Here is a 24,569-nt window from a genome sequence, read left to right on the forward strand (position 1 = left end):
CGCAATTGCTGAAATGCACAAGGGCCCTTCGGGGCCCTTGTCGTTGTTGCGTCGTCCCGTCGTGCGGGTCTCGACCCGCCATCCATGGAAACGGGAGAGATCCTTGTGGCGGATCGAGATCCGCCCTACGCGCGGCTTCCCCGCCCCGCTGCCGAATCAGGCTTCCTGCAACCTGCCCGGCTTGCGCGCGGCCACGCGACGCGGGCGGCTCGGGAAGGCGTGGCGCACGATCCGCCACATCACCTCGCCGAACTGCTTCGCCAGCGAACCGGTGTTGTACGGCTGGCCGTAGCGCGCGCAGATCTCTCGCACCTCGACCGCCATCGCCGCGTAGCGGTGCGCCGGCACGTCGGGGAAGAAGTGGTGCTCGATCTGGTGGCTGAGGTTGCCGGTCATCAGGTGCATCAGGCGGCCGCCGCGGATGTTCGACGAGCCGCGCAGCTGGCGCATGTACCAGTGGCCGCGCGATTCGTTGCGGATCGACTCCTTGGGGAAGGTCTCGGCATCGGCGGTGAAGTGGCCGCAGAAGATCACCACGTAGGTCCACACGTTGCGGATGCCGTTGGCCGCCAGGTTGCCCAGCAGCACCGGCAGGAAGAACGGCCCGGCCAGCGCCGGGAACACCAGGTAGTCCTTCAGCAGCTGGCGACCCATCTTGCGGCCGACCGGGGCGAAATCGCGGCGCAGCTTGCCCCTGGGCATCTTGCCGGCGAACCAGCGGCCGAGCTTCAGTTCCTGGATCGCCACGCCCCACTGGAAGTACAGCGCGAACACCACGGCGATGAACGGCTGTAGCAGGTAGAACGGGCGCCAGCGCTGCTCGGGGAAGATCCGCAGCAGGCCGTAGCCGATGTCGTCGTCCATGCCGCGCACGTTGGTATAGGTGTGGTGGCGGAAGTTGTGCGAGTGGCGCCAGTTGTCGCCGGTGGCGACGATGTCCCATTCGTAGCGGTTGCTGTCCAGGTCCGGGTCGCCCATCCAGTCGTACTGGCCGTGCATGACGTTGTGGCCGACTTCCATGTTCTCCAGGATCTTGGCCGCGCCCAGCAGCAGCACGCCGAGGATCCACGCCGGGATCAGCAGCCATGGCACGAACGCGCCGCCGATCGCGCCGACGAACAGCAGGCCGCGGCCGGCGACGGCCAGATAGCGCACGGCGCGGACCACCTTGCGGATGTAGTCGGCATCGACCTTGCCCACCTGGGCCATGGTGCGCGTGTGCAGCGCGTCGAGCTCGGCGCCGAAGGCTTCGAGTTCCTGCGCGCCGAGACGGCGCGTGGTGGTTGCATTGGACATGAGGGGTTCCGGAATCAGAGATCGAGCACGAGATCGGACACGGCGCTGCTGATGCACAGCTTCAGTGCCGTCGACGGTTCGTCGTTGGCGCTGCCGGTGCGCAGGTCGCGCGAGGTGCCGGCGGCCTTGCCGCAGGCGCAGGTGTTGCAGATGCCCATGCGACAGCCGTGCCTGGGCTTGACGCCTTGCGCTTCCAGCGCTTCGAGCAGGGCGACGCCGCGCGGCAGCTGCAGCGCACGGCCGCTGCGAGCCAGCGTCACCGAAACGGTGCCGGTGTCGTGGGTGGATGGACGCGGTGGCGGCGTGAACGCCTCGGTACGCAGCAGCGGCACGCGGCCGTCGAGCAGCGCGGCCGCCGTTGCCGCGAAGCCGCCGGGGCCGCAGGCATACACCTGCCGGCCAGCGAGATCGGGGACCAGCGCATCGAGCAGCGCGGCGTCGATCCGGCCGCCCGCCTCGTCGGCCGCGACAGGCGCCTCGCGCGTCAGCACGAAACGGACGTCGAACCCGGGATGGCGCGCGGCCAGCGCCCGCAGTTCGCCGGCGTAACACAGCTGCGCACGCGTACGCGCCCAGTAGACCAGCGTCACCGGCACCGGCATGCCCTGCCCGGCCAGCTGCCGCACCAGCGCCATCAGCGGCGTGATGCCGCTGCCGGCCGCGAGCAGCAGCCACGACCCGGTCGGCGCCTCGGGCAGGACCAGATCGCCGAAGCCGGCGCCGATGCCCAGCACGTCGCCGCGGCGCGCCGGATCGAGCAGGTGCCGGCTCATGCGGCCGCCATCGACGCCCTTGACCGTGATCGAGAGGCGCCCGTCGGCGCCGACCGGCGCATCGAGGCTGTAGCTGCGGGTGATGCGCACGCCGTCGATATCGGCGCTCAGGTTGACGTGCTGGCCCGGCAGCGCGCCGGCCCAGTGCCGGTTGGGCTTGAGCTGCAGGGTCACGGCATCGGCCGCGGCCTGCGCGTGGCCGGTGATGCGTGCCAGCGGCCGCTCCCAGCTCCAGGTCGGATGCAGCCGCTGCGCCCAGAAATCGAACACCGGCGGCGAGACGAACGGGCCTGCGAGCCGGCGGAGCCGGCCCCGGCGCTGCGGGACCACGGGTTGGAAGGTCGACATGCGGCCACTGTACACGCATATGGACGACTGTGTATACACTTGTATATTCACGACCCCTGCTATGCTGGCCGCCGCCCCGCTTCCGGCCCTGCCCGTGACCGTCCGCACCGCCGCGCCCGACATCGACGAACCCGGCACGACCGCAGGCGACGACCAGAACGGCCGCAAGCCGGGCATCGTCCGCGAGGACCTGATCGCCGCCGCGCTGCGGCTGATCGGGCCGCACCGCAGCGTGTCGACGCTGAGCCTGCGCGAGGTCGCACGCGAGGCAGGCATCGCCCCCAACAGCTTCTATCGCCAGTTCCACGACATGGACGAACTGGCGGTCGCGCTGATCGACCTGGCCGGCGAATCGTTGCGCCGCATCGTCGGCGACGCGCGCAAGCGCGCGGTGTCCGGGCGCAGCATCGTCCGCGGCTCGCTCGAGACCTTCATGGAACGGCTGCGCGCCGACGACAAGCTGCTGCACGTGCTGCTGCGCGAGGGCACGGTCGGCTCGGACGCCTTCAAGCGCGCGGTCGACCGCCAGTTGCTGTTCTTCGAGGAGGAACTGCAGGCCGACCTCGTGCGCATCGCCGCCGCGCAGGGACTCGCCTTCCACCGGCCGGACCTGGTGGCCCGGGCGATCACCCGCCTGGTGTTCGCCATCGGCGGCACCGCGCTGGACCTGCCGCCCGAGCGCGACGACGCGCTGATCGACGAACTGGCGCAGATGATCCGCATGCTGCTGCGCGGATCGCATGCGCTGAACCGCGACAACGCCGGCCGCGCGCCGTAGCCCCGGCACGGCATCGACCCGGGCGCCCCGGATGTGTCCGGCGGCGGCAGGCGCCGCGGCGCACTACCGGATCTCGAAGCGGTCCGCGTCCAGCATCGCCGGGAAGTGTTCGCGATGCGCCGCAAGCAGTTGCGCGCGCAGCGTGGTGGTCGCCACGACCTCGGCATCGGTGCATTCGCTGAGCGGCTGGCCGAGGAAGTCCAGCACCGCGCTGTCGCCCGCATACGCCAGTCCATTGCCGTCGCTGCCGACCCGGTTGACGCCGACGACGTAGCACAGGTTCTCGATCGCGCGCGCGCGCAGCAGCGTCTTCCACGCGTAGGCGCGCGCGGCCGGCCAGTTGGCGACGAACAGCTGCAGGTCGAAATCCAGCCCGTCCGGCCGCTCCACATCGAAACGGTTGCGGCAGAACACCGGGAAGCGCAGGTCGTAGCAGACCTGCGGATTGATCCGCCAGCCCTTCCACTCGACCGTCAACCGCTCGCGGCCGGCCGCATAGCGCCTGTGCTCGCCGGCGTAGCGGAACAGGTGGCGCTTGTCGTAGTACTGCAGCCCGCCGTCGGGCGTGGCCCACAGCATGCGGTTGAACACTCCGTCCGCGGTCCTGAGCTGGACGCTGCCGGTCACCGCCGCATCCAGCGCCGCGGCCTGCGCGCGGATCCACGCGACGGTCGGGCCGTCCATGTCCTCGGCCCGCTCGATCGCGTCGTTGCTGAAGCCGCTGGTGAAGGTCTCCGGCAGCACCACCAGGTCGGTGGTGCCGCGCAGCGGCGCGACCAGGCCAGCGTAGTAGTCGCGGTTGGCCTCGGGATCGTGCCAGCGGGTGGCGCCCTGGACGAGGGAGACGCGGAGATCCTGCATGGAAGCTTCCTGGAAGACGAACGCCGCGACCCGCGCGGCCAGTACCGGATTCTCGACGGTGTCGGGCGCCGGCTCAACTCCGTGCGTGGAACGACGCCGGGCGCGGCGTAGGAACGACCCGTCCTGCGTGTCGTCCCGCGCAGCCGGGACCGGGATCTGCCCCTGCCTCGTGTTCTTTCGAGACGACAGCACCGCAGGCAGGTCCGGGGCTGCGTGGGACGGATCCCGATCCGCGACAGGCGTTTCCGGCGCACACTTGCGTGTGCCTGGCCCGCCCTGCGCCCGAAGGGGCGCCGGCAGTCATGCGGCCCGGCTGCCGTCTTCATGCCCCCGATACCGCCCGCGTCGCAGCCTCCCGCCATGTCCGAACAGCCCGCGCCATCGACCACGCCACAACGCAGCAACCGGCTCGTCGTGTATGCCGCGCTCGCCGGCAACCTCGCCATCGCGGTCACCAAGCTGGTCGCGGCCGGCATCACCGGGAGTTCGTCGATGCTCAGCGAGGGCGTGCATTCGCTGGTCGACTCGGCCAACGAGCTGCTCCTGCTGCACGGCCTGCGCCGCGCCGCGCTGCCGCCGACGCCCGCGTTTCCGTTCGGCCACGGCCGCGAACTGTACTTCTGGGCGTTCATCGTCGCACTGCTGGTATTCGCGCTCGGCGCCGTCATTTCGTTCTACGAGGGCATCTCGCACATCCTCGATCCCGAGCCGATGACGCGGCCGGTCGTGGCCTACGTCGTGCTGGCCCTGGCGCTGCTGTTCGAAGGCATGTCGTGGACGGTGGCGTTTCGCGCGTTCCGCCGCACGAAGGGCCGGTTCGGCTACGTGCAGGCCTTCCGCCGCAGCAAGGACCCGACCACCTTCACCGTACTGTTCGAGGACACCGCCGCGCTGCTCGGCCTGCTGATCGCGCTGGCCGGGGTATCCGCCAGCCACCTGCTGGAGATGCCGGTACTCGACGGCGTCGCATCGCTGTGCATCGGCGGCGTGCTCGCGGTCGCCGCGCTGCTGCTGGCCCGCGAGACCAAGGCCCTGCTGCTCGGCGAGTCCGCCAACCCGGAAGTACGCGACGCGATCCTGCGGCTTGCCGCGCAGGATCCGGGCGTGCGCACGGCGAACGGCGTGTTCACCACCCAACTCGGCCCGCACCAAGTCGTCGCGGCGCTCAGCGCGGAGTTCGAGGACGGGATGACCACCGCGGAGATCGAGACCTGCGTGCAGCGGATCGAGGCCGCGGTCAAGGCCGGGCATCCGGAGGTGCTGGCGCTGTTCGTCAAACCGCAGACGCCGGAAGTCTGGCGGCAGCGGGCGACGGCCCTGCAGCGCGGCCGATAGCGCTGCAGGCACCCGCCGGCAACGCGTGCTCAGGCGCGGCGTGCCGGCGTCGGCTGCGCGCTGCTGGCGTCATCCGGCCCGACTGGCGCAGGTTCCCAGCCGAATACGCTGCGGCCGCCATAGCGATGCGAGTCGCGCCGCTCCTGCGCCAGCAACGCCTGCAGCGACGGCCCGCGCGCCGAGGCCTCCAGCGCCCGCGATTGCGCGTCGAGCCGCCGGATCGCCGCCAGCCTGTCCTCGTTGCCCAGCTTCGCCTGGGAGACGGCGATCCTGAGCACGTCGATCGTACGGTCGAGGACCTTCGTCGGCACCGGGTATGGATGCCGGTCCTTGCCCCCGTGCGCCAGCGAGAACCGCGCCGGATCGCTGAACCGGCACGGCGTGCCGTGCATCACCTCGGCCACCAGCGCCAGCGCACGCACGGTGCGCGCGCCGATGCCAGGCACCTGCAGCAGCCCGGTGAAGTCGCGTGGTCCGCATTCGGCGGCCGCGGCCAGCGCGCCATGCAGGCGCCGCATCACCACGTCGCCGTCGCGCACGTCGTGATGGTCCGGCAACGACAGGTGCGGTTGCGGCGTCGCAGCCGCGGGCGCCGTGTCCGCGAACAGATCGGCGACGATGCTGCCGGGCGCAGGCACGTCCGCGCGCGGCACACGCGCCCTGGCCGGTCGCCGCTGGCCGCCGTCGATGTCAGCGAAGGCGTCGACCAGCCGCGACGGGCCGAGCTCGCGCAGCAGCGCGACCTGGGAATCGCGCGACGCCGCGGCACGCCGGTCGGCGAGGTTGACGATGGTGCCTTGCCCCGGCCCGTCGATCGCGGCGTGCGGCGCATCGACGAAATTCTCCAGCCCGTCCGACAGCCAGTGATAGCGGCGCGCCTGCTTCCGCTCACCGTGCATGCCCTGCTGGATCACGACCCACTGGCCGTCGTCGGCGACGATGAAGCCGTGCAGGTACAGGTCGAACCCGTCCTGCACCGCCGCACTGTCGACCTTGGCCACCAGTCGGCTGGTCCGCGCCAGCGCCGCGCCGTCAATGCCGGTACGCTCGCCGACCGCCAGCAGCTCGGCCGGCGTCGCCCGCGAATGCCGCCCGCGGCCGCCGCAGACGTGGATGCCGAGCTCGTCCGACAACGGCGCCAGCCCGTGCTTGAGCGCGCCGATGACGCTGGTGGTGATGCCCGACGAATGCCAGTCCATGCCCATCACCGCGCCGAAGGACTGGAACCAGAACGGATGCGCCAGTCGCCGCAGCAGCTCCGCGCGGCCGTACTCGAGCACGATCGCCTGGCACAGCACGGCCCCGAGCCGGGTCATGCGCTGGCCCAGCCACGCCGGCACGCGGCCGCCGTGCAGGGGGAGATCGGCGCTGCCGGTGCGACGGGACATCGCCGCAGGATGCCGTGGCCGCGTCTCAGGCGGTGAGACCGTCGCCGCTGGCGCGCCAACACTGGACTTCCGGCGACCCGACAGCGGCATCGCCTCCTGCGCGACGCCCAGGAGGGTGGGCGGCGGAAATATGGGCCGCGCAGCGGGCTTTGCAGCGCGGACAATTTCTGTGGCCCACGCTCCTAGGTAGGGTCATCCCCAATTCCCCTCGCGCCCTGCATCCGGCTAGCTTGTGGTCAGGACAGACCGCCGGAGGGTGAACGATGACCATTGCTGCCGCAGACGTTTCCATGCGTGCCATTCCTGCCCCTTTGGATTCGGCTGGCGTATCCGGATTCTGGGGGCCGCTCCCAGACCCTGCTCCGCTGCCCCCCCCTGCCTCCTTTTCCTCCCGCGGCCGACCAGCCCGAACAGACGCCCTTCGTCCGGGGCGACGGAGACCGACACACGGTCGATCCGAACGACATCAAACAGGATGGCTACGGCAGTTGTGCAGTGCTGTCGGCATTGCACACGATCGCGCAGCAGGATCCTTCCGTCATCCAGGACATGATCCAGGACAATGGAGACGGCACGTACACCGTGACGTTCCAGGAGAAGATCGAGGTCATGGGGATGACGTTCTGGGTGCCCGTCGAGGTGACGGTCAGCGGACCGTTCACCGGAGGCGCCGCCGATCCTGGTGACGTGGGCGCGAATGGAGAAGAGGTCTGGCCGGCCATCATCGAGGCGGCGTACGCACAGCAGTACAAGGGCGATGACCTGACATATGAGACAGGCGTGGCACCTGGCGATGTACTGGAACGTATCCTCGGTGAAGAAGCCGGAACCGTGGGGACAAGCGAGATCTCTTCCTCCGAAATGAGCGACAAACTCGCCGACGGCGATGCCGTGGTGGCATGGACACCCCCCTTCAAGGATGACGAGGGCAACTGGCTGCCGGAAATCACTACCGAGCAACAGGAACTGATCGAGCACTACGGCATCGCCGGCGGACATGCCTATGCGGTGAGCGAGATCGTGCCCGCCGGGACGGCCTACGTCGACCCTGCCACCGGGGAATCGATTGTCGCCACCGAGGATGTGGTCATTCTGGACAATCCGTGGGGCAGTTCCGACGTCGTGATGCCCTATTCCGATTATCAGGAGGTCTATGGCTGGGTGAGCAGCGCCTCGACGGACTGAGGCGCGCAGTTCCGGTCATGACGTCCCTGCTCCGCATCGGCAGCAGCGGAGCCTCGCGCCATGCGGTCGGTCTTCGAGTCCCGTTGCAGCGGTCCGTCCCGTCGCCGCCAAGCGTGCTGTAGCATCGCGTGATGAGCAGGTTGGCGACTTTTTTCCATTCCCGCCGGCGCACTCGCCTGACACACGCGTTGTTGGGCGCTTGTGTCCTGAGCCTTGCAGCGGGAACAGGTTGCGCCGACCCGATATCGCCTGTTGCACCGACGCCATCCGAACCAGGGCCCCCCATGCAAGACGACACCATCCAGATCCGCCAGGGCGCGGCCAGCTCGTTGGGTACCAACCGGTTCGGCTTCATCGGATCCGATGGCGAAGGCGGCGCGTTGCTCGATGTCTGGGACGCCCGTGACGACGTTTGGCTCACTCATCACCGGTTGCGGCCGGGCGCGATCTTCCCGGCGGCGGGACAGTTCCTGCGTGTTCTGGAAATCCGGCACGGCGAACCCGGTGGATTCATCTCGCTCGGTCCTGCCGGTGACGCCGGCGGCATCGCCGCCGTCCCATTCGAGCAGCCTGTGCTTCCTCTACACGGCAGCCTCGAGGTGGGGCTCAGCAGGCTGGAACTGACCGAGCCACCCACCACACAGTCCGCGCGAGCTCGCAGGTGGCCCAAGCTGCGTCCCCTGAACCGCACCACGCCAGATCAGATCGAAGAGCTCGATCTGCGCATTGGCGACACGCTCACCTTCGGCGACAAGATGCTGCGTGTGGAACGCATTCAGACCGACGCGGGCGACATCGCGGGATTCGTTGTATTCGCATTGGCCCCCTGATTCTGCCAAGCGGTTTCCGATCCCCTGATGCCGGACCCGGACGACGGATTATGCGGCAGGCTGCTTTGTCCGCTGCGAGCTTTGGCTGATGCGAACGTTTGCCGCACATGGCGATGCACCATCCACACCGTTGTAAACTGCACGATCGAAATCTCAGCCGGCAAGACCGTCACTGGCGATGGGAAGCGGAGAGGCGGCGGTAGACCGACCCGCCGCCCGTTGCAGGCGCGCCGCCACATCCTCAAGACTTCCCGCGAGTTCCTGCGGCGCCAGCACCTCGAACTCGACGCCGAGGCCGGCGATCCACACCGCCAGCATCCCGACCGCCTGCGCGCCGGTCTCCAGCAGGCAGCGGTCGTCGGCGAGGGCCGTCAGGCGGCCGGCCAGCGGCGGGATGCGTTCGGCCATGCGTGCCAGCGGCGCATGCAGCACCACGCGGGCGCGCACCGCGTACGGGTCCGATCCGACCGCGCGCGACACGTAGGCGGCGGCATCGCCGTCCGGTATCGGCCGCGGCAGGAAGCGCGGTCCGGACTGCAGGCGTCCGCCGATGCGGTCGACGCGGAACGTCCGCCAGTCGCCGCGCCCGCAATCCCAGGCCAGCAGGTACCAGCGCGCCGCCGAGCAGACCAGCGCATGCGGCTCGACGTCGCGCTCGCTGCGGCGGCCGTCGTTGCCCCGGTAGGCGAATGCCGCGCGCACCCGGTCGCGGCAGGCGCCGGCCAGCGCGCTCAGCCGCTCGGCATCCACCGCCGGCCCGACCATGCCCAGCGGCACCATCGCGGCGTGCAGTCCGCGCACGCGCCGGCGCAGCCGGGTGGGCAGCACCTGTTCCAGCTTGGCCAGCGCACGCAGGCCGGCGTCCTCGAGTCCGGTCACCGCCGTCATCGTCGCCAGGCGCAGGCCCAGTGCGACCGCCAGCGCCTCGTCGTCGTCGAGCAGCAGCGGCGGCAGCGCGGCGCCGGCGGCGAGCGCGTACCCGCCGGCAGGGCCGGCACTGGCGCGCACCGGATAGCCGAGACTGCGCAGCCGGTCGATGTCCCGGCGCACCGTGCGCGGGGTGACGCCGAGCCGCGCGGCCAGTTCCGCACCGGGCCAGAACCGGCGGGACTGGAGCAGGCCGAGCAGGCGCAGCAGGCGGGCGGAGGTGTCGAGCACGGCGCCAGTCTATCCGCGATTGCGGACCGAATCTGTCCGCAATGGTCCCTACCCTGCACTCGTCGCCATTCCGGCCACGTCCGCACCCTGAGGAGATCCACCATGTCCCTGAAGCTCTTCGCCGCCCCGATGTCCAGCGCCACCCCGGTCGTCTGCGCGCTCGCCGAACTCGACCTCGACTGCGAGATCGTCATGCTCGACCTGCAGGCCGGCGAGCAGAAGCGTCCGGCCTATCTCGCGATCAACCCGCACGGCGTCGTGCCGACCCTCGTCGTCGACGGCACGCCCTTGTTCGAAACGGTCGAGATCCTGCAATGGCTGGGCGAGACCTACGGCGTCGAGCGTGGCCTGTGGCCCGCGGCCGGCACGCCGGAACGGCTTACCGCGCTGTCGTGGAGCGGCTGGATCTATGCCAGCTACGGCGCCCTGGTCGGCACGCTGAACTTCGCCCGGAGCCCGCATGTGGACGCCGCCCTGCACCATCCGCCGCTGGCCGCCGAAGTCCTGCGCCGCCTCGACGCCGCGCTCGGCCGCCTCGACGCGCGGCTGGCGGCGCGGCCCTTCCTGCTGGGCGATGCCTACTCGCTGGCGGACCTGACCGTCGCCTGCGTCGTCACCTACAGCCTCTACTGCGGTGTGTCCGTCGAAGGCCATCCGCACGTGCGCGACTGGCTGCGCGGCTTCTACACCCGCCCGGCCTATGCCAGGGGCTGGGGCGATGCGCCGCCGATGGTCTGAGCAACGCGCACTTTGCATCGACGCCCGGCGGGAGGCCCGGGCGTCGCGAGACGACACACCCGGTCAGCCCTGCGCGGCGTCCGCCTTGCGTTCGGCGATGAAGCGCCGCACCTCATCCTCCAGCACCGGCAGCGGCACCGAGCCCAGGTTGAGGATGGTGTCGTGGAACGGGCGCTGGTCGAACGCGGCGCCGAGTTCACGCTCGGCCTCGGCACGCAGGTCGAGGAGGGTCCTGTAGCCGATGTAGTACGACAGCGCCTGGCCCGGCCAGGAGATGTAGCGGTCGACCTCGGTCACCACGTCGTGGCGCGCCAGCGCGGTGTGGTCGGCCAGATAGTCGATCGCCTGCTGGCGGCTCCAACCGTACTCGTGCAGGCCGGTGTCGATGACCAGCCGCGCGGCGCGCCACATCTCGAACGTCAATCGGCCGAATTCCTCGTACGGGGTCTCGTAGATGCCCATGCGCGTGCCCAGCCATTCGGTGTACAGGCCCCAGCCCTCGCCGTAGCCGGAGAAGTAGGTCTGCTGGCGGAAATCCGGGCGTGCCGGCGCCTCGAGTGCCAGCGCGGCCTGGAAACTGTGACCCGGCGCGCACTCGTGCAGCACCAGCGCCGGCAGGTTGTACAGCGGCCGCGACGGCAGGTCGTAGGTGTTGAAGAAGCAGGCTTCCAGGCCGCCACGACCGGAGGTGTAGATCGGCGCGATGTCGTCGGCCACCGGCAGGATCGTGAAGCGGTAGCGCGGCAAGGTGCCGACGACGTACTGCAGCTGGCCATCGATCTTCTTGGCGATCAACGACGCTTCGCCGAGCAGTTCGCGCGGCGTCCTGGCGTAGAACTTCGGGTCGCTGCGCAGGTAGTCGATGAACGCCGGCAGGTCGCCTTCAAAGCCGGCGCGGCCCATGACCTCGCGCATCTCCGCGGTGATGCGTTCGACCTCGGCCAGGCCGAAGTCGTGGATCTCGCGCGCGGTCATGTCGCGGGTCACGTACTCGCGGATCTGGCTCTGGTAGAATGCGCGTCCGTCGGGCAGATCGCTGGCGGCGATCGTCGTGCGCGTGCGCGGCAGGTACTCGCCGCGGATGAAGCCCAGCAGCTTCGCGTACGCGGGGATCGCTTGCGCCAGCACGACGCGCCGGCCTTCCTCGCGCAACTGCGTGCGCACGGGTTCGGGAATCGTGGTGGGGATGCGATCGAACGTCGCCAGCAGCGGATTGGCCTCGCCGGTCAGCACATAGGGGTCGAGCGTCCTGTCGCGCCCTTCGAGCGTCGCCCGCGGCACGCTCCAGCCGCGTGCCAGGCCACGCTCCATGTTCGCGATCTGCTCGTCGAAGTAGCGCGGTACGTCGGACAGCCGTCCGATGAAACGACGCCAGTCGGCCTCGGTCTGGAACGGCTGCCTCGGATTGATGCCGCCCCAGAAGAAACTGTCGCTGTTGAACGGGGCCTCGTAGGTGCGCCACCGGGCGTTGGCCAGGCTCGCTTCGAGCGATGCGCGGAACACCGCGGCGTTGATCCGTTCTTCGTCTCCCAGTGCTTCGATGTCGATGTCATCGAGCGCGCCCAGCACCTGCTGCCAGTACGCGGCGCGGCGCGCCCAGGCGTCGGGCATCACCGAAGGCAGCCGGTCGCCGGCCTGCCAGCGTCCATCGACATGCACGCGAACGAACTCCTCCTGCCGCCATTGCCACTCCGCGGTATAGAGCGCGCGCAGCGCCGATTCCGCCGCATTGGCGGGCGCGGCGATCTGCGCTTCCGGTCGCTGCGCAGCGGCCGGCAAGGCCGCGCCGAACACGAGTGCGAGTGCGAGTGACAATACGCGGGCGGGACACGTCGCGTGACGACGCGATGCGATGGACATCGGCAACTCCTGGGCTATGCGGATTGGGGGCGGCCGCGACGATGCCACGCGCCGGGCGTTGGGTAATGCCACAGACCATGGCAGGCGGGCAAGCGCGCAGTCCGCCGCCGCGCTGTCAGACTGCCGCCAGGATCTCGCGCAGGAACGGCGCGGTGCGGCTGGCGCGCGCGGCGGCCACCTGGGCCGGGGTGCCGGCGGCGACCACCCGGCCACCGTCGTCGCCCGCCCCGGGTCCCATGTCGACGATCCAGTCGCTGGCCGCGGCCACGCGCATATCGTGCTCGACGACGATCACCGTGTTGCCGGCATCCACCAACCCGTGGAGCTGGGTCATCAGCGTGTCGACATCGCGCGGGTGCAGCCCGGTGGTCGGCTCGTCGAGCACGTAGACGGTGCCGCGGCGCTGGGCGCGCTGCAGCTCGCTGGCAAGCTTGATCCGCTGCGCCTCGCCGCCCGACAGCTCGGTTGCCGGCTGTCCCAGCCGCAGGTAGCCCAGCCCGACCTCCAGCAGTACCTGAAGCGGACGCGCGACCGCAGGATCGTCGGCGAAGAAGTCCGCGGCCTCGGCGACCGTCATGCCGAGCACCTCGGCGATGTTCTTTCCGCGCAGCGCGATCTCCAGCGTCTTCGCGTCGAAGCGGCTGCCGTGGCAGGTGGGGCACGGCGCGTAGACGCTGGGCATGAACAGCAGTTCCACGCTGACGAAGCCCTCGCCCTCGCAGGTCGCGCAGCGGCCCTTGGCGACATTGAACGAGAAATGCCCGGCATCGTAGCGGCGGCGCCTGGCCGCCGGCGTCGCCGCGAACAGCCGGCGCACGTGGTCGAACAGGCCGGTGTAGGTCGCCAGGTTCGATCGTGGCGTACGCCCGATGGGCTTCTGGTCCACGCGCACCAGCCGGCGCACCGCATCCAGCCCGCCTTCGATGCGACCCTCGACCGGCACCTCGACGCCGCGCTCGAGCGGATCCAGCGGCACCTCGTCCGCATCGCGGTGCCGGCCCGCATGCGCACCCAGCAGCTCGACCAGCGCCTGGCTGACCAGCGACGACTTGCCCGAGCCGCTGACGCCGGTGACCGTGGTGAACACGCCCAGCGGCAGGTCCACGTCGAGCCCGCGCACGTTGTTGCGCACGATGCCGCGCAGCTGCAGCCAGCCTGCCGGCGTGCGCAGGCGGCTGCCGATCGGCGCGTGACCGGCGAACAGGTAGCGCCGCGTCGCCGAGGCCTCGACGTCCGCCAGCCCCGCCGGCGGCCCGCTGTAGAGCACGCGCCCGCCCTGCTCGCCCGCGGCCGGGCCGACGTCCACGATCCAGTCGGCATGGCGGATCACGTCGATCTCGTGCTCGACCACGAACAGCGAATTTCCGGCGCGCTTGAGCTGGTCCAGCGCGCGCAGCAGCGCCTGCGCATCGGCCGGGTGCAGGCCGGCCGATGGCTCGTCCATCACGTAGACCACGCCGAACAGCTGCGAGCGGATCTGCGTGCCCAGGCGCAGGCGCTGCAGTTCGCCCGGCGACAGCGTCGGCGTGCTGCGCGCCAGCGTGAGATACCCCAGGCCGAGGTCCTGCAGCACCGCGATGCGCGCAAGCAGGTCCCGGGCGATGCGCTGCGCGGCGAGCGCCTGCTCGGGATGCGCCTTCGCATGGGTCTTCCCGGCCGCGGCCGGCTGCAGCAGCGCGACCAGTTCGCCCAGCGGGCGCTGCGAGAACGCCGCGATGTCGAGCCCGGCGAAGGTCACCGACAACGCCTCGCGCCGCAGCCGCTTGCCGTGGCACTCCGGGCAGTCGGCGCTGACCAGGTACTGCGCGGCGCGCTTCTTCTGCTGCGGGCTCTGGGTGTTGGCGAAGGTATGCAGCACATGGCGGCGCGCACTGGTGAAGGTGCCCATGTAGCTGGGCTCCAGCTTCCTCTTCAGCGCGCGCCGGACGTCGTCGAGATCGAAACCCGCGTAGACCGGCACCACGGGCTGCTCGTCGGTGAACAGGATCCAGTCTCGGGTCCTCTTCGGCAGCTTCGACCACGGCACGTCCACGTCGATGCCGAGTGTGGTCAGGATGTCGCGCTGGTTCTGCCCGTGCCACGCGCCCGGCCACGCCGCGACCGCGCGCTCGCGGATCGTCAGGTTGCGGTCGGGCACCATCGAGGCTTCCGTGGCGTCATAGATGCGCCCCAGCCCGTGGCAGGTCGGGCAGGCGCCGGCCGGTGTGTTCGGCGAGAAGCCGTCGGCGTAGATGATGTCCTGGCCGGGCGGATAGTCGCCGGCGCGCGAGTACAGCATGCGCAAGCTGTTGGAGATCGTGGTCAGGCTGCCGACCGACGAGCGCGCGGTCGGCGTGCCGCGCGCCTGCTGCAACGCCACCGCCGGCGGCAGGCCCTCGATCGCATCGACCTGCGGCACCCCCGCCTGGTCGATCAGCCGCCGCGCATACGGCGAGATCGAATCGAGATAGCGCCGCTGCGCCTCGGCGAACAGCGTGCCGAACGCCAGCGACGACTTGCCCGAGCCCGATACCCCGGTGAACACCACCAGCGCATCGCGCGGGATGTCGACGTCGACGTCCTTGAGGTTGTGCTCGCGCGCGCCACGGACACGCACGCAATCGGCGGGTCCGGCGGGGAGTTCCGGCTGGGGCATGGCGACGGCCTGGGCGGACGGGGCAGCCGGCATTATCCGCGCAGACGCGTGCACGTCCCATCGACGTGGCGACGCATCCGGCGCGGACACCCGACGGGTGGAGCGCGGGCACGCCGCGCGGCGTCTGTTTCCTTCCGGCGGCGCCATCGACACGCACCGTTCCGCGTCCGCGGCCGGAAATTCGCATTGCCGGCACGCCCGGTTGCCCCAAAGTAGAGGCCGTGTCCCGGCATCGCCGCACTGTCGTGCCGCGATCGCCGGGTCGATCGATCCGGACAGCCCGTCCTGCCCGTACTCCCTTTCAGTTGCCCGTCCACAAGGAATCCCCCATGGCCTTTGCAACCACCAACCCCTACACCGGCGAAACCGTCAAGACCTTCCCCGCGACGACCCCGGCCGAGATCGACGCGGCCATCGGGCGCGCCCACGCGGCATTCCTGGGCTGGCGCGACCTCGCGCTTGAAGACCGCGCCAAGGTCCTCAAGCGCGCCGCCGGACTGCTGCGCGCCGAACCACGCAAGTACGCGCAGATCCTGACCCTGGAGATGGGCAAGCTGATCGGCGAGGCCGAGGCCGAGGTCGAACTGTGCGCGCAGATCCTCGACTACTACGTCGAGCACGGCGCCGAGGGCCTGGCCCCGCGCTACCTGCCGGCCAAGGGCTTCGGCGACACCGATGTGCAACTGGTCAAGCAGCCGCTGGGCGTGCTGTTCGCGGTGGAGCCGTGGAACTTCCCCTACTACCAGGTGATCCGCATCACCGCGCCGCAGGTCACCGCCGGCAACGCCATCGTGCTCAAGCACGCCGCCAACGTGCCGCAGTCGGCGCTGGCGATGGAGCAGCTGTTCCGCGATGCGGGCGCGCCGGAAGGCCTGCTCACCAATGTCTTCATCTCGCACGAGGACGCGGAGCGCGTGATCGCCGATCCGCGCGTGCGCGGCGTGGCATTGACCGGCAGCGAGCGCGCCGGCTCGGCGGTGGCCGCGCTGGCCGGCAAATACATGAAGAAGAGCACGCTGGAACTGGGCGGCGCCGACGCGTTCATCGTGCTGTCGGACGCCGACGTGAAGCAGGCGGCGAAGTGGGCGGTGTTCGGCCGCCACTGGAACGCCGGCCAGGTGTGCGTGTCGTCGAAGCGGATCATCGTCGAGGACGCGGTCTACGACGAATTCCTGGAACACTACCGCGCCGGCGTGGCCGCGCTGCAGGCCGGCGACCCGCTGGATCCGGCGACCACGCTGGCGCCGCTGTCGTCGCAGAGCGCGAGCGACGGACTGGCGAAGCAGGTCGAAGACGCGATCGCGCACGGCGCCACCGCCGAGACGCTGGGCAAGCCGGTGCCCGAACAGGGCGCGTTCTACCAGCCCACGCTGCTGACCGGCATCACCGCCGACAACCCCGCCTACCGCACCGAATTCTTCGGCCCGGTGAGCCAGGTGTATCGCGTGGCCGACGAGGACGAGGCGATCCGGCTCGCCAACGACTCGCCGTACGGCCTCGGCGGCTCGGTGTTCAGCCAGGACACCGCGCGCGCCAAGCGCGTGGCCGCGCGCCTGGAAACCGGCATGGTCTACATCAACCAGCCGACCGGCGTGAAGGCGGACATTCCCTTCGGCGGCGTCAAGAACTCCGGCTACGGCCACGAGCTGATCGACCTGGGCCTCAACGAGTTCGTCAATGAAAAAGTCGTGGTGGTGACGGATATCGACGGATCGTTCTGAGGCCTGTGGCGCGGGGCGACGCTGGCCGCCCCCGCCTTTGCCTTGGGCCTTGGCGCGCGTCAGCGCGGCGGTAACCCCGGGTCGAAGCCGAACCCGTCGCCGACCTGCCCGATGCAGACGATCTGCCGCTGCGGCAGCCGCGTCCACCGCTTCGGGCGTTCGCCGTCGTCCTGGATGCTGCCATCGCGGCGCCAGGCGCGGCCGCTGAGATAGTTGACGCTGACCTCCTCTGTTTCGCCCGAGGCACGGTGCGTCTCGCGGAAGTCGTAGCCGATCAGGCGGAAGCAACCGTCCTGATGGCGGAAGGTGAAGCTGCGGCTGCTGGTGAACCAGGTACCCGCGCTCGCCCAGCTGTGCAGCCGGATGGTGAAGCTGCGGTTGCCGGCGATGGTGATCGATGCCGCGGGGTCGTCCAGGTAGTCGTCCATCACCGGGCTTTCCGCGCGCGGGATCAGCGCATGGTCGACCATGGCGCGACGATAGCCGCCATCGCCGTCGGCGCTGGCGAACGCGGCGACGAGCATTCGCGGATTGGTGTCCAGCGGCGAGGGGCCAAGCCCCTCGTGTGCGACGACGTTCTCCGGATCGTCCATCCGCAGCAGCAACAGCAGATCCGGCCGCGTGTCGTCATCCAGATTGCCGCGCACGACATGTTCGAGCCGCCAGCCGTCGGGCACGAAGCCTTCGGGGGTGTCGGCGTAAGCGGCGATCCGCGGCCAGGCGACCGGCGGAATCGCAAACGCCTGCGCACCGGCCGGCAACAGGCCGGCCAGTGCGAGCAGCAGCCCCACGAACACATGACGGGTCCGTGCGCCGGTCATCGGATCAGGCGAACGGATCCTGCAGCACCATCGTGTGGTCGCGGTCGGGACCGGTCGACACGATCGAGATCGGGCAACCCGCCAGTTCCTCGAGCGCGCGCAGGTAGGCGCGGGCCGCGGGCGGCAGGCGCTCCCACTCGGTGATGCCGTGGGTGTTCTCGTCCCAGCCCGGGAACTCGAGGTAGACCGGCGTGCATTCGTCCCAGCCGGCGGCGTCGAGCGGCGCGTACTCGGTGCGCTTGCCGCGGTACTCGTAGGCGATGCAGATCTTCAGCGTCTTCAAGCCATCGAGCACGTCGAGCTTGGTGATGCACAGGCCGCTGATGCCGTTGATCGCGACCGCGCGCTTGAGCGCGACGATGTCCATCCAGCCGCAGCGGCGCGGGCGGCCGGTCGAGGCGCCGTATTCCTGGCCGCGATCGCGCAGCGCCTGGCCGACCTCGTCGTCGAGCTCGGTCGGGAACGGCCCGCCGCCGACGCGGGTGGCATAGGCCTTGGCGATGCCGAGCACGTAGTCGATGGCATCGGCGCCGACACCGGTACCGGCCAGCGCGCCGCCGACGGTGGTGTTGCTGGAGGTGACGTAGGGATAGGTGCCGTGGTCGATGTCGAGCAGCGAGCCCTGCGCGCCTTCGAACAGCACCTTCTTGCCCTGCCGACGCAGGTCGTGGAGGATGCCGGCGACGTCGGACTTCATCGGCTCGACATACTCGCCGAACGCCAGCGCCTCGTCATAGGTCTTCTGGAAGTCGACCGCCTCGACGCCGAGGTACTTGGTCAGCACGAAGTTGTGGTAGTCGAGCGCGGTGCGCAGCAGCTCGGCGAGCTGCTCGGGGTAATGCAGGTCGGCGACGCGAATGCCGCGGCGCGCGACCTTGTCCTCGTAGGCCGGGCCGATGCCGCGGCCGGTAGTGCCGATGGCCTTGCCGCCGGCGGCCTTCTCGCGGGCCTGATCGAGGGCGATGTGGTAAGGCATGATCAGCGGCGTGGCCGGGCTGATCTTCAGCCGCGAGCGCACTTCGACGCCGGCCGACTCGAGTTCGTCGATCTCCTTGATCAGCGCGGCCGGGCTCAGCACGACGCCGTTGCCGATCAGGCACAGCGCGTCCTCGCGCAGAATGCCCGACGGGATCAGGTGGAGGACGGTCTTCTTGCCGCCGATGACGAGGGTATGGCCGGCATTGTGGCCGCCCTGGAAGCGCACCACGGCGCCGATGTCGGTCGTCAACAGGTCGACGATCTTGCCTTTGCCTTCATCGCCCCACTGGGCGCCCAACACCACGACTGACTGACCCATTTCGGGTACTCCTGCATTGCGTGCGGCCATCGGGGCCGCAGGAAGGGACCGGATCCGTTGCGGCGGGGAAATCCGCGGCCCGCTCCATCGGGGAGTGGCCGCCAAGCCGGGTCCGGACACGGAAAAAGCCGGGGGGCTGCGATGCCCCGTCCGGCTTTTGTGGATTGTCCCTGTTTTCCGCCGACGGGGCCACCCTGACGAGGTGTCCGTTCACGCGCAGCGCGCGTCGGGGGCATGGCCCCGACCTACCACGGTGCGCGCTCGCAGGTCGGCCCTATGCGGCCGACGCATCGGTACGCGTTACCGCAGTCCCTGCGTCGAGGGACGTCGCCCCGACCGCCGGGCGATGTGGTCGTAGGTCGGCCCTATGCGGCCGACGGATGGATGCCGGAACCCCGCGTCGGGGGCGTAGCCCCGACCTACGCGCCGCGGACGAAGTACAGGGCGAGCAGGCCGACCGCCAGCATCGCCGCGCCGGCACGGCGCAGGGTTTGCGGCGGCAGCGCCTGCAACTGCGCGGCGGCCCGCTTCCAGACATCGGGGGCCGCGAACAGGATCAGACCCTCGATCACCAGCACCAGGCACAGCGCCGCCCACAGGTCCGACATCAGCTGTCCGGACCGCTCAGCGGTCGCTGCGCATGTACTGCAGGAACGGGTCGTCGCGTTCGAGCACGATCACCGCGTCGCCCTTCTCGAACGACTTGCGGTAGGCCTCGAGGCTGCGCTGGAACGCGTAGAACGCCGGGTCACGGTTCGCGGCCTCGCCGTAGATGCGGGTCGCCTCGGCATCGCCTTCACCGCGCAGCTTCTGCGCATCGCGCTCGGCCTCGGCCACCAGCACGGTCTGCTCGCGGTCGGCCTGGCCGCGGATCGCGCGTGCCTGCTCCTCGCCTTCGGCGCGCAGCCTGCTGGCGACCTGACGGCGCTCGGCCCGCATGCGGTCGTAGACCTGGCCGATGACCTCGCTGTCGGTCGGCAGGTCGATCTGCTTGAGGCGGATGTCGACGATGCGGATGCCCAGCGATTTGGTCGCCTCGTTGATCGCCGGCAGCTGCTTCTCGATCAGCTCGGCACGGTTGCCCGACACCAGCTCGGTCAGCGTGCGGGCGTTGATCTCGTTGCGCAGCGAGTTCTTGATGATCGGTTCCAGGCGCGTGTTGGCGTCGGCCTCGATACCACCGGTCGCGCGGAAGTACGCGGTCGCGTCGTCGATGAAGCCGATCGCGACGAAGTCGACGCTGACGTCCTTGCGCTCGGAGGTCAGCGAACGCTCGGGCGAGAACGCGTTGGCGTTGAAGCGGCGGTCGAACACGCGCGCGGATTCGATCAGCGGGATCTTGAAGTGCAGGCCGGGGCCGATGTCGGTCCGGGCAATGCGGCCGAGGTTGAGCACCAGGCCGACCTGGCCCTCGCGCACGACGAACACCGAGCCCATCAGGCCCAGCAGCACGATGATGACGAGCGGGATGATGAAGTTGAGTCTCATCGGCTGGCTCCTTCACGCGGCGGGCGCGGCAGCTGCGACTGCGCCGCCGGCGCAGCGGGTTGACGGGTCGCCTCGACGGTCGGCGACAGCACCTCCGGCGGCACCAGCGACGGCGCGGACTGCGCGCTGCCGCCCTGCCCGGCCATCGGCACGTAGATCAGCTGGCGGCCGTCGCCGCCGACCACGGTGCGGTTGGCGGCCAGCACGTCCTGCACCGCATCCAGCCACAGGCGCTTGCGGGTGACCTCGGGGGCGCCGCGGTAGGCATCGACCAGCAGGGTGAAGCGGGTCGCGTCACCGGTGGCGCGGGCGACCGCCGCGGTCTTGTAGCCTTCGGCGACCGCGCGCATCCGCGCCGCCTCGCCTCGGGCCTCCGGAACGATCTTGGCCGCGTGCGCGCGCGCTTCGTTGATCAGGCGCTCGTTCATCTGCTGGGCGCTGTTGACCTCGTCGAACGCGGGCTTGACCTCTTCCGGCGGACGCGCGTCCTGCAGGTTCAGCTCGGTGACGAACAGGCCGGTGCGGTAGGCGTCGAGCGAGGCCTGCAGCGAGGCCTGCGCGGCCGTCGACAGCGGACCGCGCGCGTTGAGCGCGGCGTCGAGGTTGGCGCGGCCGATCTGCTCGCGCACCGCGCTGACCGCGGTCTGCTCGAGCACTTCGCGCGCGCTGCGCGTGCCGTACAGGTACTGCACCGCGTCGCCGACGCGGTACTGCACGTTGAACGACACGGTGACGATGTTCTCGTCGCTGGTCAGCACCGGCACCGTGCTGCTGAACGACTGCACGGTGGTCGCGTCGACCTTGGTGACGGTCTCGACCGGCCACGGCAGCTTGAGGTTCGGGCCCGGCTGCATGACCCGCGCCGCCTGGCCGAAGCGCAGCACCACGCCACGCTGCTGTTCGCCGATCAGCACGAAGCAGTTGAACAGCAGGATCACGACCAGGCCGATGGCGATCCAGCGCAGCGGATGTCCGCCGCCGCCACCGCCGAAGGTGCCGCGCAACTGGTCGAGGATGCGGTCGAAGCCACCGCCGCCGCCATTGCCGCGCCCGCCGCCACCGCTGCTCCCGCGCCGCTTGGGCGGCCAGGGATTGCGGCTGCCGTCGTCGCCGGACCCGGGCCGGTCCGGGGTCTCGTTGTCCTTGTTCTTGCCGGGAATGTTCCAGGCCATGCCTGCTCCAGTTCTGGGGGCGTCAACGGCCTGGGCCGCGCGAGGATTGCATAGTCTAACCGGCAGCCTCCATCGGGGGCATCCGCCAGCGGTGTGGCGCTGCGGCAAACGCCGCCGCCCGGTTCACATGGTGTCGTCTTCGTCCGGAGGCAAGAGCGGGCGCAAGGGCGCACCGTCGTCCTGCGCCGCCAGCCGCGCGGCATCGGCAAGCGCGAGATCGATCTCCAGCCGCCAGCCCGACTCGTCGGCCTGTTCGTCACGCACCGCGTCGAGCGCATGCAGACGCGCACGCAGCCGGCCCGACGACGACGGCAGCTGCAGCACGCCGGTCACCCGGCGCATGCCCAGGCGTCGCGCCAGCGCCTGCGACAGCAGGTCCAGGCCCAGGCCGTCGCGCGCGGAGATCCACACGCTCTCGCGCACGGCATCGTCGGCCAGCGCGTCCGGGTCCTGGTCGTAGCGCGGGCGCGCGCCTTCGATCCGGTCGATCTTGTTGAACACCAGCAGCTGCGGCAGGTCGCCGGCGCCGATTTCCGCCAGTACCGCGTCGACCTGCTGGATGCGTTCGTTGCGCAGCGGGTCGGCGGCATCGATGACGTGCAGCAGCAGGTCGGCCTCTCGCGCCTCGCTCAGCGTGGAGCGGAACGCGGCGACCAGTTCGTGCGGCAGGTCGCGGACGAAGCCGACGGTGTCGGCCATCACCACCGAGCCGCCGGACAGGTCGACCCGACGCACGGTCGGGTCGAGCGTGGCGAACAGCTGGTCGGCGGCGTAGGCGTCGGCGCCGCTGAGCGCATTGAACAGCGTCGACTTGCCGGCATTGGTATAGCCGACCAGGGCGATGCGCGGCATCTCGCTGCGCACGCGCGCGCGGCGCATCTGGGTGCGCTGCACCTCGACTTTCTGCAGGCGCGCCTGCAACTGCTCGACGCGCTTCTGCAGCAGCCGGCGGTCGGTCTCGAGCTGGGTCTCGCCCGGGCCGCGCAGGCCGATCGAACCGCCACGCTGGCGTTCCAGATGGGTCCAGCCGCGCACCAGGCGCGTGGACATGTGCCGCAGCTGGGCCAGCTCGACCTGCAGCTTGCCCTCGTGGCTGCGCGCACGCTGGGCGAAGATGTCGAGGATCAGCCCGGTGCGGTCGACGACCCGACGCTCGAGATACTTCTCGAGGTTGCGCTCCTGGCCCGGGCTGAGCCGGTGGTTGACCAGGATCAGGTCGGCGCCGGTGGCATCGGCCACGGCCTTCACCTCTTCCAGCTTGCCGCTGCCGATCAGCGTCGCGGCATTGGGCTTGTCGATGCGCGCGGGGATGACCGCGGCAACGGCGGCGCCGGCCGAGCGTGCGAGTTCGGAGAATTCCTCGAGCGCGCCCTCGTCGGCCGGGCCGTGCGCATGGGGCTGGATCAGCAGCGCGTTTTCACCCTTGCGGGAGCGTTCAAACAAAAGGGGTCAAGCCTCGTCGGGTCACTCGGACTGTTCCGGCGCGTCGTCGTCACCGCCCTCGCCTTCGGAGGACTGGACGAAACCGCCGCCCGGCGCCACGCGCACGTTGCGCGCCGGCACCACCGTCGAGATCGCATGTTTGTAGACCATCTGGCTCACGGTGTTGCGCAGCAACACCACGAACTGGTCGAACGACTCGATCGTGCCCTGCAGTTTGATGCCATTGACGAGGTAAATCGAGACCGGCACGCGTTCGCGGCGCAGTGCGTTCAGGAAAGGATCCTGCAAGGACTGTCCCTTGGACATGGTGTTTCCCCACTTGGTTATTGTTGTCGTCGGCCGGAGCCGCGGCGGCGCCGCACTCCCCGTGGACGCCAAGTGCCCGATGTTACACAACCGCCGCGTCGCGCGGGCGATGCACGCGGCATGGAAGGCCGCTGGCGGATGCGCGGGCACCGGGAATGTGACGGGATCGCGCCATTCAGCCGAGAAAGCGCGCGAGCGCATCGTCGAGGCGGGCGCGCTCCCGCGCCGGATCGAACCAGCGCGCATCCAGTTGCCCGCGCAGCCAGGTCAGCTGGCGCTTGGCCAGTTGCCGGGTCGCGGCGATCGCGTGCGCGCGGAACGTGGCCGCGTCGGTCAGGCCGTCCAGGTGCGCCCATGCCTGCCGGTAACCGACCGCACGGATCGCCGGCAGGTCCAGCGGCGCCGGATGCGCGGCCAGTTGCGGCAACGCGCGCAGCCCGTGCACTTCGTCGAGGAAGCCGCCATCGAGCATCGCGTCGAAGCGGCTGGCGATGCGTGCGTGCAGCACCGCGCGGTCCGGCGGCGCGACGACCAGCTTGAGCACGCGCGCGGGGAAGCGCGGCGAGGCCGGAGGCTGCCGCTGCCAGGCACTGATCGGGATCCCGCTCAGGCGATGGACTTCCAGCGCGCGCTGGATGCGCTGCGGATCGCCGGGCTTGATGCGCGCAGCCGCCTCGGGGTCGAACGTCGCCAGCCTGGCGTGCAGCGCGGGCCAGCCGAGTTCGGCGGCCTCGCGGGCGATCGCCGCGCGCGTGCCGGGATCGGCCTGCGGCATCGGCGACAGGCCTTCGAGCAGTGCGCTGAAATACAGGCCGGTGCCGCCGGCCAGGATCGGCAGGCGGCCACGGGCGAGGATGTCCTCGACCGCGCACCGCGCATCGTGCGCGAACTCCGCCGCGGAATAGGTCTGCCACGGATCGCGCAGATCCAGTATGTGGTGCGGTGCGCGCGCGCGCTCGGCGGCGTCGGGCTTGGCCGCGCCGATGTCGAGCCCGCGGTAGACCAGCGCCGAATCGACGCTGACGATCTCGCCGCCGAGGCGCCCGGCCCAGTCCAGCGCGAGCGCGGTCTTGCCCGACGCGGTCGGGCCCATCAGGGCGATGGCGGCAGGGCGCGTGTCGGCAGGCATGGCGCCG

At 70.3% G+C, this 24,569-nt stretch carries 21 protein-coding genes; 6 read left to right on the plus strand and 15 right to left on the minus strand.

Going from position 1 to position 24,569, the window contains the following annotated elements; all coding sequences use genetic code 11:
• Positions 1-156 precede the first annotated feature (156 nt).
• Together LDO26_RS04885 and LDO26_RS04890 are read right to left on the minus strand one after the other, a co-directional pair.
• On the minus strand, positions 157-1,296 hold the full coding sequence (locus LDO26_RS04885) for a fatty acid desaturase family protein (protein ID WP_232129962.1): 1,140 nt from the start codon (positions 1,294-1,296) through the stop codon (positions 157-159).
• 14 nt (positions 1,297-1,310) lie between these two features.
• Positions 1,311-2,417, minus strand: coding sequence for a ferredoxin reductase (locus tag LDO26_RS04890; protein WP_232129963.1), 1,107 nt, complete (start codon positions 2,415-2,417; stop codon positions 1,311-1,313).
• A gap of 94 nt (positions 2,418-2,511) precedes the next feature.
• Between LDO26_RS04890 and fabR the strand changes: the two genes are divergently transcribed.
• Positions 2,512-3,195, plus strand: a complete 684-nt coding sequence (gene fabR, locus LDO26_RS04895; RefSeq protein ID WP_435594033.1) for an HTH-type transcriptional repressor FabR — start codon at positions 2,512-2,514, stop codon at positions 3,193-3,195.
• 63 nt (positions 3,196-3,258) lie between these two features.
• Here fabR and LDO26_RS04900 read toward each other — a convergent pair whose 3' ends face one another.
• Positions 3,259-4,056, minus strand: a complete 798-nt coding sequence (locus LDO26_RS04900) for an amidohydrolase (RefSeq protein WP_232129964.1) — start codon at positions 4,054-4,056, stop codon at positions 3,259-3,261.
• Between the two features lie 324 nt (positions 4,057-4,380).
• On the opposite strand from LDO26_RS04900, the gene LDO26_RS04905 reads away from it, so the two are divergent.
• Entirely contained in the window at positions 4,381-5,391 is a 1,011-nt protein-coding gene (locus LDO26_RS04905) for a cation diffusion facilitator family transporter (RefSeq protein WP_435594034.1), read from the plus strand.
• A gap of 29 nt (positions 5,392-5,420) precedes the next feature.
• Here the strand turns inward: LDO26_RS04905 and LDO26_RS04910 are convergent, their stop codons facing one another.
• Entirely contained in the window at positions 5,421-6,779 is a 1,359-nt protein-coding gene (locus LDO26_RS04910) for a DUF763 domain-containing protein (RefSeq protein ID WP_232129966.1), read from the minus strand.
• A 294-nt stretch (positions 6,780-7,073) separates the two neighbouring features.
• On the opposite strand from LDO26_RS04910, the gene LDO26_RS04915 reads away from it, so the two are divergent.
• Together LDO26_RS04915 and LDO26_RS04920 are read left to right on the plus strand one after the other, a co-directional pair.
• Entirely contained in the window at positions 7,074-7,964 is an 891-nt protein-coding gene (locus LDO26_RS04915) for a C2 family cysteine protease (protein WP_232129967.1), read from the plus strand.
• Between the two features lie 284 nt (positions 7,965-8,248).
• Complete coding sequence (locus LDO26_RS04920; RefSeq protein WP_232129968.1) at positions 8,249-8,794, plus strand: hypothetical protein; 546 nt, start codon at positions 8,249-8,251, stop codon at positions 8,792-8,794.
• A 153-nt stretch (positions 8,795-8,947) separates the two neighbouring features.
• Here the strand turns inward: LDO26_RS04920 and LDO26_RS04925 are convergent, their stop codons facing one another.
• On the minus strand, positions 8,948-9,952 hold the full coding sequence (locus tag LDO26_RS04925) for a helix-turn-helix transcriptional regulator (RefSeq protein ID WP_232129969.1): 1,005 nt from the start codon (positions 9,950-9,952) through the stop codon (positions 8,948-8,950).
• Positions 9,953-10,054: 102 nt separating this feature from the next.
• On the opposite strand from LDO26_RS04925, the gene LDO26_RS04930 reads away from it, so the two are divergent.
• Positions 10,055-10,690, plus strand: a complete 636-nt coding sequence (locus LDO26_RS04930) for a glutathione S-transferase family protein (RefSeq protein WP_232129970.1) — start codon at positions 10,055-10,057, stop codon at positions 10,688-10,690.
• Between the two features lie 63 nt (positions 10,691-10,753).
• On the opposite strand, the gene LDO26_RS04935 is transcribed toward LDO26_RS04930, so the two are convergent.
• Together LDO26_RS04935 and LDO26_RS04940 are read right to left on the minus strand one after the other, a co-directional pair.
• Positions 10,754-12,550, minus strand: coding sequence for a DUF885 domain-containing protein (locus tag LDO26_RS04935; protein ID WP_232129971.1), 1,797 nt, complete (start codon positions 12,548-12,550; stop codon positions 10,754-10,756).
• Positions 12,551-12,665: 115 nt separating this feature from the next.
• Positions 12,666-15,185 carry an excinuclease ABC subunit UvrA gene (locus LDO26_RS04940; protein ID WP_232129972.1) on the minus strand — a complete coding sequence of 840 codons (2,520 nt, stop codon included), beginning with the start codon at positions 15,183-15,185 and terminating at the stop codon, positions 12,666-12,668.
• Between the two features lie 329 nt (positions 15,186-15,514).
• Here LDO26_RS04940 and LDO26_RS04945 point away from each other — a divergent pair, with 329 nt between their 5' ends.
• Complete coding sequence (locus tag LDO26_RS04945; protein ID WP_232129973.1) at positions 15,515-16,906, plus strand: NAD-dependent succinate-semialdehyde dehydrogenase; 1,392 nt, start codon at positions 15,515-15,517, stop codon at positions 16,904-16,906.
• Between the two features lie 59 nt (positions 16,907-16,965).
• Here the strand turns inward: LDO26_RS04945 and LDO26_RS04950 are convergent, their stop codons facing one another.
• The 8 genes from LDO26_RS04950 to miaA form a co-directional block, all read right to left on the minus strand.
• The gene (locus tag LDO26_RS04950) at positions 16,966-17,727 is read right to left on the minus strand and encodes a hypothetical protein (RefSeq protein WP_232129974.1); all 762 of its coding nucleotides are present in this window, start codon (positions 17,725-17,727) and stop codon (positions 16,966-16,968) included.
• Positions 17,728-17,731: 4 nt separating this feature from the next.
• Complete coding sequence (locus LDO26_RS04955; RefSeq protein ID WP_232129975.1) at positions 17,732-19,024, minus strand: adenylosuccinate synthase; 1,293 nt, start codon at positions 19,022-19,024, stop codon at positions 17,732-17,734.
• Positions 19,025-19,443: 419 nt separating this feature from the next.
• A complete protein-coding gene (locus LDO26_RS04960; RefSeq protein WP_232129976.1) occupies positions 19,444-19,632 on the minus strand; it encodes a DUF2065 domain-containing protein in 189 nt (62 codons plus the stop codon).
• A gap of 16 nt (positions 19,633-19,648) precedes the next feature.
• A complete protein-coding gene (gene hflC, locus LDO26_RS04965; protein WP_232129977.1) occupies positions 19,649-20,512 on the minus strand; it encodes a protease modulator HflC in 864 nt (287 codons plus the stop codon).
• A complete protein-coding gene (gene hflK, locus LDO26_RS04970) occupies positions 20,509-21,684 on the minus strand; it encodes an FtsH protease activity modulator HflK (protein WP_232129978.1) in 1,176 nt (391 codons plus the stop codon). The genes hflC and hflK overlap by 4 nt, the downstream gene beginning before the upstream one ends.
• A gap of 123 nt (positions 21,685-21,807) precedes the next feature.
• Positions 21,808-23,127 (minus strand): ribosome rescue GTPase HflX, encoded by a 1,320-nt coding sequence (gene hflX / locus LDO26_RS04975; RefSeq protein ID WP_232129979.1) that lies wholly within the window; start codon positions 23,125-23,127, stop codon positions 21,808-21,810.
• A 21-nt stretch (positions 23,128-23,148) separates the two neighbouring features.
• Positions 23,149-23,433 (minus strand): RNA chaperone Hfq, encoded by a 285-nt coding sequence (hfq, locus tag LDO26_RS04980; RefSeq protein ID WP_232129980.1) that lies wholly within the window; start codon positions 23,431-23,433, stop codon positions 23,149-23,151.
• 175 nt (positions 23,434-23,608) lie between these two features.
• Complete coding sequence (gene miaA, locus LDO26_RS04985) at positions 23,609-24,562, minus strand: tRNA (adenosine(37)-N6)-dimethylallyltransferase MiaA (protein WP_232129981.1); 954 nt, start codon at positions 24,560-24,562, stop codon at positions 23,609-23,611.
• Positions 24,563-24,569: the final 7 nt, after the last annotated feature.

The sequence above is a fragment of the Proluteimonas luteida genome, from assembly GCF_021191695.1.
In the GTDB taxonomy this organism is placed as follows: Bacteria; Pseudomonadota; Gammaproteobacteria; order Xanthomonadales; family Xanthomonadaceae; genus Luteimonas; species Luteimonas luteida.

Coding starts and splice junctions, on each gene's coding strand:
- LDO26_RS04885 (WP_232129962.1), bottom strand. CDS start 1,296: ATGTCCAATGCAACCACCACGCGCCGTCTCGGCGCGCAGGAACTCGAA.
- LDO26_RS04890 (WP_232129963.1), bottom strand. CDS start 2,417: ATGTCGACCTTCCAACCCGTGGTCCCGCAGCGCCGGGGCCGGCTCCGC.
- LDO26_RS04900 (WP_232129964.1), bottom strand. CDS start 4,056: ATGCAGGATCTCCGCGTCTCCCTCGTCCAGGGCGCCACCCGCTGGCAC.
- LDO26_RS04905 (WP_435594034.1), top strand. CDS start 4,381: ATGCCCCCGATACCGCCCGCGTCGCAGCCTCCCGCCATGTCCGAACAG.
- LDO26_RS04910 (WP_232129966.1), bottom strand. CDS start 6,779: ATGTCCCGTCGCACCGGCAGCGCCGATCTCCCCCTGCACGGCGGCCGC.
- LDO26_RS04920 (WP_232129968.1), top strand. CDS start 8,249: ATGCAAGACGACACCATCCAGATCCGCCAGGGCGCGGCCAGCTCGTTG.
- LDO26_RS04930 (WP_232129970.1), top strand. CDS start 10,055: ATGTCCCTGAAGCTCTTCGCCGCCCCGATGTCCAGCGCCACCCCGGTC.
- LDO26_RS04935 (WP_232129971.1), bottom strand. CDS start 12,550: ATGTCCATCGCATCGCGTCGTCACGCGACGTGTCCCGCCCGCGTATTG.
- LDO26_RS04940 (WP_232129972.1), bottom strand. CDS start 15,185: ATGCCCCAGCCGGAACTCCCCGCCGGACCCGCCGATTGCGTGCGTGTC.
- LDO26_RS04945 (WP_232129973.1), top strand. CDS start 15,515: ATGGCCTTTGCAACCACCAACCCCTACACCGGCGAAACCGTCAAGACC.
- LDO26_RS04950 (WP_232129974.1), bottom strand. CDS start 17,727: ATGACCGGCGCACGGACCCGTCATGTGTTCGTGGGGCTGCTGCTCGCA.
- LDO26_RS04955 (WP_232129975.1), bottom strand. CDS start 19,024: ATGGGTCAGTCAGTCGTGGTGTTGGGCGCCCAGTGGGGCGATGAAGGC.
- LDO26_RS04960 (WP_232129976.1), bottom strand. CDS start 19,632: ATGTCGGACCTGTGGGCGGCGCTGTGCCTGGTGCTGGTGATCGAGGGT.
- hflC (WP_232129977.1), bottom strand. CDS start 20,512: ATGAGACTCAACTTCATCATCCCGCTCGTCATCATCGTGCTGCTGGGC.
- hflK (WP_232129978.1), bottom strand. CDS start 21,684: ATGGCCTGGAACATTCCCGGCAAGAACAAGGACAACGAGACCCCGGAC.
- hfq (WP_232129980.1), bottom strand. CDS start 23,433: ATGTCCAAGGGACAGTCCTTGCAGGATCCTTTCCTGAACGCACTGCGC.
- miaA (WP_232129981.1), bottom strand. CDS start 24,562: ATGCCTGCCGACACGCGCCCTGCCGCCATCGCCCTGATGGGCCCGACC.